Source organism: Microcoleus sp. BR0-C5 (genome assembly GCF_036705045.1).
Taxonomy (GTDB): domain Bacteria; phylum Cyanobacteriota; class Cyanobacteriia; order Cyanobacteriales; family Microcoleaceae; genus Microcoleus.
In genome coordinates this window covers 1-10245 of sequence record NZ_JAUBTR010000125.1, presented here as the reverse complement: position 1 = coordinate 10245, position 10245 = coordinate 1, and the positions used below count along the sequence as shown (strand labels likewise).

7 protein-coding genes are annotated in these 10245 nt (G+C 49.3%); 4 read left to right on the top strand and 3 right to left on the bottom strand.

Going from position 1 to position 10245, the window contains the following annotated elements:
- The first annotated feature begins 228 nt into the window (after nt 1-228).
- Nucleotides 229-588: an NIL domain-containing protein gene (locus tag QUB08_RS30465; RefSeq protein ID WP_333229853.1), complete on the top strand. Its 360-nt coding sequence runs from the start codon at nt 229-231 to the stop codon at nt 586-588.
- A gap of 693 nt (nt 589-1281) precedes the next feature.
- A complete protein-coding gene (locus QUB08_RS30460) occupies nt 1282-6594 on the top strand; it encodes a DUF4347 domain-containing protein (RefSeq protein ID WP_333229851.1) in 5313 nt (1770 codons plus the stop codon).
- Nucleotides 6595-6739: 145 nt separating this feature from the next.
- Here QUB08_RS30460 and QUB08_RS30455 read toward each other — a convergent pair whose 3' ends face one another.
- Nucleotides 6740-7120 (bottom strand): cytochrome c, encoded by a 381-nt coding sequence (locus QUB08_RS30455; RefSeq protein ID WP_333156793.1) that lies wholly within the window; start codon nt 7118-7120, stop codon nt 6740-6742.
- Nucleotides 7121-7300: 180 nt separating this feature from the next.
- On the opposite strand from QUB08_RS30455, the gene petG reads away from it, so the two are divergent.
- Entirely contained in the window at nt 7301-7420 is a 120-nt protein-coding gene (gene petG / locus QUB08_RS30450) for a cytochrome b6-f complex subunit V (RefSeq protein WP_006632329.1), read from the top strand.
- Between the two features lie 172 nt (nt 7421-7592).
- Here the strand turns inward: petG and QUB08_RS30445 are convergent, their stop codons facing one another.
- Nucleotides 7593-8675 carry a glycosyltransferase family 1 protein gene (locus QUB08_RS30445; protein ID WP_333229849.1) on the bottom strand — a complete coding sequence of 361 codons (1083 nt, stop codon included), beginning with the start codon at nt 8673-8675 and terminating at the stop codon, nt 7593-7595.
- Between the two features lie 94 nt (nt 8676-8769).
- Here QUB08_RS30445 and QUB08_RS30440 point away from each other — a divergent pair, with 94 nt between their 5' ends.
- Nucleotides 8770-8919, top strand: a complete 150-nt coding sequence (locus tag QUB08_RS30440; protein WP_333229847.1) for a hypothetical protein — start codon at nt 8770-8772, stop codon at nt 8917-8919.
- Here QUB08_RS30440 and QUB08_RS30435 read toward each other — a convergent pair.
- Nucleotides 8902-9972, bottom strand: a complete 1071-nt coding sequence (locus QUB08_RS30435; protein ID WP_333229845.1) for a glycosyltransferase family 1 protein — start codon at nt 9970-9972, stop codon at nt 8902-8904. The genes QUB08_RS30440 and QUB08_RS30435 overlap by 18 nt on opposite strands.
- Between the last annotated feature and the right edge of the window lie 273 nt (nt 9973-10245).

Genomic DNA, 10245 nt, shown 5'->3' with positions numbered 1-10245 from the left:
TCATTAGTCATTAGTCATTAGTCATTAGTCATTAGTCATTAGTCATTAGTCATTAGTCATTAGTCATTAGTCATTAGGGTGCGCGCTGTGAACCTCATCCCTCAAACCAGTCATTAGTATGGTGCGACGCTATCGGCCATCTGGTTGGGATCTCGAAAATCTCGCAGCGACGCACCCTACAAGATATTGGTACAAAATGTAAACTGAAACAAAAATTAGGAGTCCCAAATGTTAGATCACAACACTAGCGAATCTCAATTTGAGGCGATCGACAATTTTCACAAAACCCAAGAATCAGATATTCGCAAATCTGATAGTGGTGACAAGAGACCAACTCAAACGCGCATTCGCATTCGTATTCCTAAAGAATACCATCAGGAACCTGTAATCTCTAACCTGATTTCTGAATACGGTTTGACGGTGAATTTTAATGCTGCTTTGTTGGGTGTTAAAACTTTAGATGACGGTTGGTTTGACTTGGAACTTAACGGTACAAGTAAACAGATTGAAACTGCTCTGATTTATCTCAATGATTTAGATGTGGAAATCTGGAGTAATTCCAATGATTCCGATGAAGAAACTTGGTAATTAGTGAGTCTTGGACGCACTCAAATGGCAGAGGAGTTAATATTCTGGACTGTCCGCCTAATTTTAATTTTTTGAGTCAGTTTATTGATTCTAATAGTCTCCCGGAATGTTACTCATAAGTCAGCCTATCTCTGCCTGATAAATAACATTTATCAAGGTTCTCGTGAGGAATGCAAGCCTTCATAAAACTCAGAAAACTTGCATTCCTCCCTACCAAGCAATTTGAGTGGAGTTGTTCGTTAGCGAAGCCCTCGAAGAGGATCGCACATACAGATCATTCAGCAGCCACCAACTACCAAATAACACCAGCTTACAGCTAATAACCGTGACTGATGACTCTTGATTAACAAATATCGATCGTCATCAGTTAACTATTCGATTGACAATTTTTATAAAATCTGGTCTTTTCTTCATCTCTGGTATATCAATAAACAGCGCGCACGTCTTCTCCAACATTGTTGTAACAGCCGGAACAATATCCCCCTTTAAAACTTCTAAACAATCACACTAACTCAGTTAGGGCATGGTGCATAAAAAAAATTTTTTGTCAATATTCCCTTTAGGTTAAATTAGGGGCGATCCTCTTCGAGGGCTTCGCCAACGACTCTCATCCGCGCTGGAAAAAGATCGATCATTGCTGCGGTTGGTTTGTGATATGAATTTGATGTGTGCGTGTACCAGGAGAATTTGAACGTGGAACTCTATCAAGAACGGAAACACCAGATAGTTTTTGCAGATTCACAAGTTAAAGATTGCGAAAGTTTAACAGAAACGGTCAATCCCGATACAGAAATTGTTATTCTCAATGCCGATCGCGACGGCATCGAGCAAATCGCCGAAACACTTAAACAGCGGAAAAACATTGCAGCCGTCCACATTTTGTCTCACGGCGCAGCAGCCAGCTTACAACTGGGAGCGACAGAACTAAATCTGTGCAACATTGAAAGCTACCGCAATTATTTAGAAAAATGGTTTGCTTTGCCAGCAGCCGAAGCAAACTCGAACTCTTCAATTACAGCTAAACCCGAAATTCTACTTTACGGTTGCAACGTCGCCGCCACAGAAGCCGGTGTCGCCTTCGTCCAAAGGCTGAGCCAGCTCACCGGGGCAAATATTGCCGCTTCCGATAACTTGACTGGGAATGCTGCGTTGGGTGGAGACTGGGAACTCGAAGTAACTACTGGCAACATAGAAACACCTTTGGCATTTTCGGCAGAGGCGAGGGAAGCTTACAGTGGCGTACTGGCTGACTTGAACCAAACGACTGGCGACTTTAACGGACTGGTAAATGCCATCAATGTTGCCAACATCAACAGTGGCATTGACACGATCACTCTCACTGCCGATATTACCCTCGCAGGGCAATTGCCGAGAATTACCGACACCACCACTATTGTTGGCGGTGGTTTCAAGATCAGCGGCAATAACAACCGTGCCTTCGTAGTTGATAACACAACATTTAACATCTCAAACCTCACCATTGATTCCGCAAAAGCAGTAGGCAACGCGGGAACCACCGGTGGTGGTGGCGCTGCGGGCTTAGGTGGCGCACTTTTTATCAACAGCGGTACAGTCACAGTTGACAGAGTTACTTTTTCTAATAACTCTGCCGTTGGCGGTGCAGGTGCGGCGGGGAATGGTGGCAAGGGTGGTAGCGCGGATTTGGCTACTGTTTTTCGAGGCACACCCGGTGGAAATGGAGCAAATGGCCGCGACGGTCGTCCTAGCTTTGGCGGAAATGGAGAAAATGGCGAACCGGGTACTGCCGGTGGAGCTGGCAGTCCTGCCGGTAATGGTGGTACAGGTGGTAATGGTGGTACAGGTATTGCAACTTTCTCTGGCGGTACTGGCGGTACTGGCGGCATTGGTGGCGCTGGTAGCGTTGTCGGTAGTGGCGGCGGTGGTGGTGGTGCCGGTGGCGGTGGCGGTGCTGGGGGTGGTGGTACTCAAGGTAATGGTGGCAATGGCGGTGCTGGCGGTGCTGGCACCTTTGGTGGCGGCGGTGGTGCTGGCGGTACTTTTGGTACAGGTGCGGCGCCTGGTGCTATCGGCGCTGGCGGCACTGGCGGCTTCGGCGGCGGTGGCGGTAGTGGCAATGGTGCAAGCGCAGGGGGCACTTTTGGCGGTGCAGGTGCTATTGGCTTTGGTGGCGGCGGTGCAGGTTTAGGCGGCGCGATTTTTGTTGGCGGTGGCACTTTGACCATGACCAACAGCACCTTATATAGCAACACAGTTACGGGTGGCAATGCTGGTAATGTTGCCGCAGGTGCCGGTCAAGCTGCTGGTGGCGCAATTTTCGTCAACTTAGGTGCTACAGCTACCCTCACTAACAACACGATCGCTTATAACTCTGCAACAGCCGCGACAGTTGGCACACCGGCTAGTCTGATTGCTAATGCCGGAGGAATTTACAACAACGGCGGTACAGTTTCAGTCAAAAACACGATCGTCGCTGGCAACGTTGCTACTACCAACACAGATGTTACCGGGACATTCACCGGGAACAACAACCTAATTGGGGTTCTCGGCAGTAGCACTGGTTTTACAGCGACTCAGCAACTAACCGGTGCTTTGACAAATGTATTAGCACCAGTCAGCTCTGCCGGATTGAATGGCGCAACGGCTCCGGCTCCTTTCACCCTTGCCCTAGTTGATAACAGCCCGGTCACAACTAGCACTAACCAAGCCATTGGCGGTGGCAACAGCGCCGACGCAACAGCGGCCGGTTTAACTACTGACCAACGCGGTACAGGTTTCCCTAGGAAAATCGACAATACTCTTGTCAGCAAACCTAGTGTTGACATCGGTGCTTACGAGTACGGCCCTGTGGTCGTGGGTCAGAAATTCAACGACCTTAACGGGGATAGCCTGCAAGGTGCCGCGGCAACTGAACCAGGTCTAGGCGGCTGGACTATTACCGCAGGTACGAAGACTAATGTAACATCTGCGGTTGCTGCCACTCTCGGCCAATACACTCTCACGGATACTAAGGCCAATACAGCGATCGCAGAAACGTTACAAACCGATTGGGTGCAGACTTTGGCACCAACGGTGACGACTGGTACTGCTGATGTTACCGGTGCTAACTTCGGCAACTTCCAACTGACATCGATCGCAGGCAAAACCTACACCGATGTCGCCGGCAACAAAGTCTTAGACCTTCCCACCGACACCACATTAAACGGCGTCACGGTCACTTTATACAAAGACACCAACAACAACAACACGCTAGAAGTCGGCACAGATACGGTTGTGGGCACTCCACAAACCACTGCAGGAGCCGGAGATTACACATTCGCGGATATAGGCCCCGGCAATTACCTGATACAAGCCACTGCCCCAGCCAACTCCACTATCTCTTTCCCCGCTGCCGCACTTCCCGTTACCGCCCTAAGCGGTACTGCCGTCACCGGTCAAAACTTCGGCATTTTCCAAAACATCACCGTTAGCGGCACCAAATTCACCGACCTCACAGGCAACGGCTTCTCTGCTGACGACACCCCCCTCAACGGCACTACCATTCGCTTGTTCAAAGATACTAACGATAACAGCACTTTAGATAGCGGTGATGCGGAAATCGCCTCTCAAGTTACCGGGACAGCGCCAGCGGCTGCTGGGACGTACAGCTTTGCCAACGTCGGCTCCGGTCGGCACTTTGTGAGAGAAGACGTAGCGACTGGTTTCTCACAAACCGCCGGCCCGACTTCCTATACAATTAACCCGGTCAGCGGCACAAACATTACGGCTCAAGACTTTGGCAACTTCCAACTAGGCAAAATCAGCGGGATCAAATTTAATGACCTCAACAAAAATGGCATCCAAGATGCGCCAGAAGAACCACCGCTAGGAGGCTGGACAATCTACCTGGATGCCAACAATAACGGCACCTTCGATGCTGATGAAGAAAGCGAAATCACCGATGCTACGGGTCAGTATGAGATCGACGACCTTACAGTCGGCACTTATACAGTGCGGGAAGTGCCACAAACAGGCTGGACGCAAACTCTACCCCCCGTCAACCCAGCCACCCCTACTCTTTCCGGCGCGTTTACGATCGCCGTCACCAGCGGCACCGACTCCCAAAACAACAACTTTGGCAACTTCAAGCCCAATAGCATCAGCGGTGTGAAGTTCAATGACCTCAACAACAACCGGGTACAAGATACCGGGGAACTAGGACTTCCCAATTGGAGATTCTTCCTCGATACCAACGATAACGGCACTCTCGACACAGGAGAAGTGAACACCCCCACAGATCCCGCAGGCAATTACAAATTCCTCGACTTGCCAGCAGGAACCTACAAGGTGCGGGAAGTCTTGCAGCCTACTTGGAGGCAAACTACCCCCAACCCGGCCGACATCACTGTCACCAGCGGTCAAGACATCGCTAATATCAACTTCGGCAACTTCCAGTCGAGCACTATCAGCGGTCAAAAATTCAATGACCTCAACAACAACGGGGTTAAGGATGCCGGAGAATTGGGGCTAGGTAACTGGCAAATATTCCTCGACAGTATCAATCCCGATGGCATCTTTCAGCAGGGCGAACCGACTACCATCACTGATGCAGCGGGCAACTACACTCTCCGAGATATACCCGCAGGTACTTACCAGGTAAGGGAAGTCCCGCAAAACGGCTGGACGCAGACGACCCCCAACCCCGCCCCCGTTACGGTTAATCCCTCCGATAACATCACGGGCATTGACTTCGGCAACTTCCTGCCCCAACCCGGGGCGATCCGAGGTCTGAAGTTCCAAGACACCAACAACAATGGCACTCAGGATGCTGGAGAACCGGGTTTACCCAATTTCCAAATTCAGTTAACCAATGTCGTAGCTGGAACTGCTCCTGCTCCTGTTACTACTACCACAGACAACAGTGGTAACTACCTGTTCGCGAACCTAACGCCGGGAACCTACCGCGTCAGGGAAGTCAACCAAACTGGGTTTACCCAAAGCACACCCGAACCGGCCGACATCACCCTAACTTCAGGCGCTATTGTCACCGGCATCAACTTCGGCAACTTCCCAGCGCCGACGCCGACGCCGACGCCGACGCCTCCACCTGCGCCGACGCCGCCATTGCCATTGCCACCTGTACCGACGCCGACGCCGCCACCTGCGCCGACGCCGACGCCTCCACCTGCGCCGACGCCGACGCCTCCACCTGCGCCGACGCCGACGCCTCCACCTGCACCGACGCCGACGCCTCCACCTGTACCGACAGATTTGGTTTGCCCTGAGAACTTCCCCAGGATAGCTACTCCCAATGAGGCGGGCACTCCTTCAGCGGGTGTGAGCAACGGCCCTAACGGCGACGATACGATCGTGGGTAGTGTCGGCAATGACTCTATCTTCGGGTTGAGCGGCAACGATTTGATCTTTGGTCGAGGGGGCGGCGACTACATCAATGGCAATATAGCCAACGATACTGTCTACGGAGGGATCGATAACGATACTCTCTTTGGTGGCAAAGGGTTTGACCTGATTTTTGGCGATCGCGGTAACGATACGATTTATGGCAATCGTGGCAACGACTCTCTTTCTGGCGACGAAGGCAATGACTTATTGTACGGGGGCAAAGCCGATGACGTAATTTTGGGAGGCGCTGGCGACGACGTGCTCATTGGCGATCAAGGCAATGACACTCTCTGCGGCGGTGAGGGTAACAATAGCTTAATTGGCGGCAGCGGCGATGATTTGCTCTTTGCTGACACCGGCGATGATTTGCTCTTTGGCGGCATTGGCAGCGATACCCTCGTCGGTGGCATTGGCAGCAATGGCTTTGTCTTGTCAGCGGGCGGAGGAATTGACACGATTTTCAACTTCACTGCAGGAGTTGATTCGATCGAGTTGGTGGGAGGCTTGGACTTCAATCAACTGTCGTTAACCGAAACTAATGGCTCGACGGCGATCGCGATCGCCAACAGCGACCAGATTTTGGCTATACTGACGGGCGTGCAGCCGAGCCAGTTATCGGCTCAGAGTTTTAGCTTGCTGGTTTAGTCTGCAGATCAAACTCGGCATTTAAAACCGAGCATACACTTGCCTGCCGTCCCAGGAAAGAGGGACTAGCGGGAAGCAGAGCCTCTTTGCATGGGTTTGGAGGCTCTGCCAAAGAAGGGGAACGAATTCCGTTCCCCTTCTTTGGTCAAATTTGTTCGAGATACTTCAGCAAGTCGGCCATTTCTTGCGGACTCGGTTGAAACTGCGGCATTGGTGGGGTTTGCCCGCTGGTGACTTGCCGGATCAGATCCAATTCGGATTTGCGCTCGGACACTCCGTGCAAGTTGGGCCCGACTTGACTGTCTGAAACGGAGATGTGACAACCCGCACAGTTCATTTGAAAGATGGCGGAACCCTGAAACGGGTTGCCCGTGAGGGATAGTACGCTTTTGACGTAAGGATCGGCGACTTGAAATTGACGTATTGTGATAATTGCCAACATGATGGCAAGCAACACCGCTAGCGCAAATATGGCAAGTCGCTCGATCGGGTTTTTAATTTCATTCCTGGCAAGTTGGTTATTCAAAGGAGTTCAATTAAAAATAGTATCTACAAGAAAATTTATTTCTCATAACATAGCTTAATCGTTCGCAGCGGGGAGAGCAAGGTCTGAGACTCCCGGAAGGGCGCTTTTTGGAAAATTCATCTGTGTAAGTGCTGGTAATATTAAAAATAGGTTGTTAAATCTTAACGTTAAGGAGCTCTCATGGTAGAACCGCTGCTTTCAGGTATTGTTCTGGGTCTAATCTTTGTTACTCTGGCCGGGCTGTTTTTTGCTGCTTATCAGCAGTACAAGCGCGGCGATCAGTTGGGTATCAATAAGTAAAAGGGGTCTACAGTCCCTAACTCAGCCTGTCAGAGGGAGGGGGAATTGGGCATGGGGCATGGGGCATGGGGCATGGGGCATGGGGCATTGGTCATTAAATCGGCCTACTTCCTTCTTCCCTCTTCCCTCTTCCTTCTTCCTTCTTCCCTCTTCCCTCTTCCTTCTTCCTTCGTTAAAGATATCGATCGAGAATAGCAGCAGTTTCCAGGCCTGTTTTTTCCCAGCTAAATTGTTTTGCTCTAGCCAAACCGAGATCCCGCAAGTGCGATCGAACTTTAGCATCCGTTGCAAGCTCTTGCATAGCAGCGGCTATTTCCGCGACGCTGTAGGGGTTGACTAACAATGCGCTGTCCTCAGCCACTTCTGGCATCGAAGACAGGTTAGACGTGATGACAGGAGTGCCGCAGGCCATTGCTTCGAGCACGGGGAGGCCGAATCCTTCCCAAAGACTGGGGAAAACCAGGGCGATCGCTTGGTTGATGACTTTGGGCAAGTCAGTCGCGGGGAGGTAATCTAGGAATTTTACCCGATCGACCAATCCCAATTCTTGAACCTGCGCCTTCAGCAGTGGCGTATAGCGTTTGTCTTCCGAACCTGCTATCCACAATTCGTACTCGGAATTATCAGCCAAAGCAGCAAATGCTGCTACAAGTCGCTGCAAATTTTTATAAGGATTGTGGCGACCGATATAAAGAAAATAATTGCTTGTTGGCAAGTCTAAAAAACGGAAAAAACTGGTATCGTATCCGGGGAAAATTGGCGTAATTAAATTAGTAGGAATCTTGCAAAAATTATTGATATCTTTAGCAGTTGCTTCCGAGTCGCAAATGACGTGTTGAGCTTGCCGCAGCACTTGGGGAATGTAATAGCGGTGGTAAGGTGTCAGAGGATCGAAGGGGCGGGGAAATCGCAGCGCTATCAAGTCATGTACTGTAATTATATAGCGGCAACCTGCAAATAGAGGAGCTTCGGGAATTGGAGAAAATAACAGGTTAGATTTTAGCTGTTTGTAAATTTTTGGGAGTTGGGTTTGCGTCCACAGCAATCGGTTGATGTGTCCTTTGGTTCCTTGTTCTGGTGTTAGGTTGGCGGGGATTTGGTAGCAGTTGTTATTGGGAAAATTTTCGGCGGTGAGTAAGGTTGGGTTGAGGGATTTTAGGTGGGGAAATAGGTTTTTGGCGTAGATGGCTAAGCCGGTTGGTTTGGAAATTAGGAAGGAGAGGTTGATGAGCAGGTTGGATTGGGGATTGGGCATGGGATAATATGTAGATTGCGGTTTTGGGCTGGGATTTTTTTATTAAACCTGAGATATTGCACCATTCTCAATTAGCTTTTTAGGAACAGGCAAGATGCCTGTTCCACAAGAAAATTTATCTTTTGTGGAACAGGCATCTTGCCTGTTGCTGACAATGGTGCAAGATGTGAGTTTAACCGCAGAGGGCGCAGAGGACGCAGAGAGGAGAAAGGAAGAGAGGGAAGATTTAAAGATATTGTTGTAAGATGTTGGCGGTTGCTTTTCCGGTTTTGTTCCAGCTAAATTGAGACGATCTGGCTAAACTAGCAGTTTTTAAGTTCGATCGCACTTTTGAATCTGTGGCTACTGTTTGCATGGCTTCGGCTATTTCTCCGATGCTGTAAGGATTGACTAATAATCCGGCATCTCCGGCTACTTCTGGCATTGATGACAGGTTGGATGTGATGACGGGTGTGCCGCAAGCCATTGCTTCTAAAATTGGTAAGCCGAATCCTTCCCAAAGTGTAGGGAAAACTAGGGCAATCGCCTGATTCATCAGTACGGGCAATTGAGAATAGGGAACGTAACCGAGAAATTTTACCAAAGATTGTAAACCTAATTCTTCAACGTGTGCTGTCAACTGCGGCGTGTAGGCATTGGGAGGCCCTGCTAGCCACAATTCGTAATTTGCGCGATCGGGTAAACTGGCAAATGCAGCAATTAATCTTTCCAAGTTTTTGTAAGGATCGTGTCTGCCGGTATAAAGAAAATAATTTTTGGCTGGCAAGTCGAGATATCTAAAATTAATATTATCGCAAGCTAGGGGAATTGCGGTCATCTTTTTAGGCGGAATTTGGAAAAAGTTAGCAACATCTGCCGCAGTTGCTTGAGAATCGCAAATGATGTGTTCTGCTTGCCGCAGAACCTGCGGTATGTAGTAGCGGAAATAAGCTGTTAATCGAGAAAACCGTTGGGAAAATCGCAAAGGAATTAAATCGTGAACTGTGACGATGTAGCGGCAGCCGGAATACAAAGGTGCTTCGGGAATTGGGGAAAATATCAGGCTTGACTGCAATTTTTTGTAAATTTTAGGTAAGTTGAATTGAGTCCACAGCAGCCTGTTAATTTGTCCTTTCGGCCCTCGATCCGGTGTCAGATTTTCGGGAATTTGATGGCAAGTATAATTGTCAATTTGCTGGGAAACAAGGAGTGTAGGTTCTAGCTTTTGAAGTTCGGGAAAAAGATTTGCTGCATAAGTCCCGATTCCCGTCGGTTCGGGTGTTAAGAAGGACAAATTGATTAACAGTGAATTAGACATGATTTTATAGAACAGAATTTATCCCAATTGTAGGGGCGGGTTTTACCAACAATAATTGCCTAAAACCCATAATCTCCTAAACCCGCCCCACCCAACCAAAATTTATCCCAATTGTAGGGGCGGGTTTTACCAACAATAATTGCCTAAAACCCATAATCTCCTAAACCCGCCCCACCCAACCAAAATTTATCCCAATTGTAGATACTGTCTTGACCTGTCAAGGGGTAGCAGTCAAATAATTGGGGTCGAAAGGCTTTTGGGACTTTAAAATCC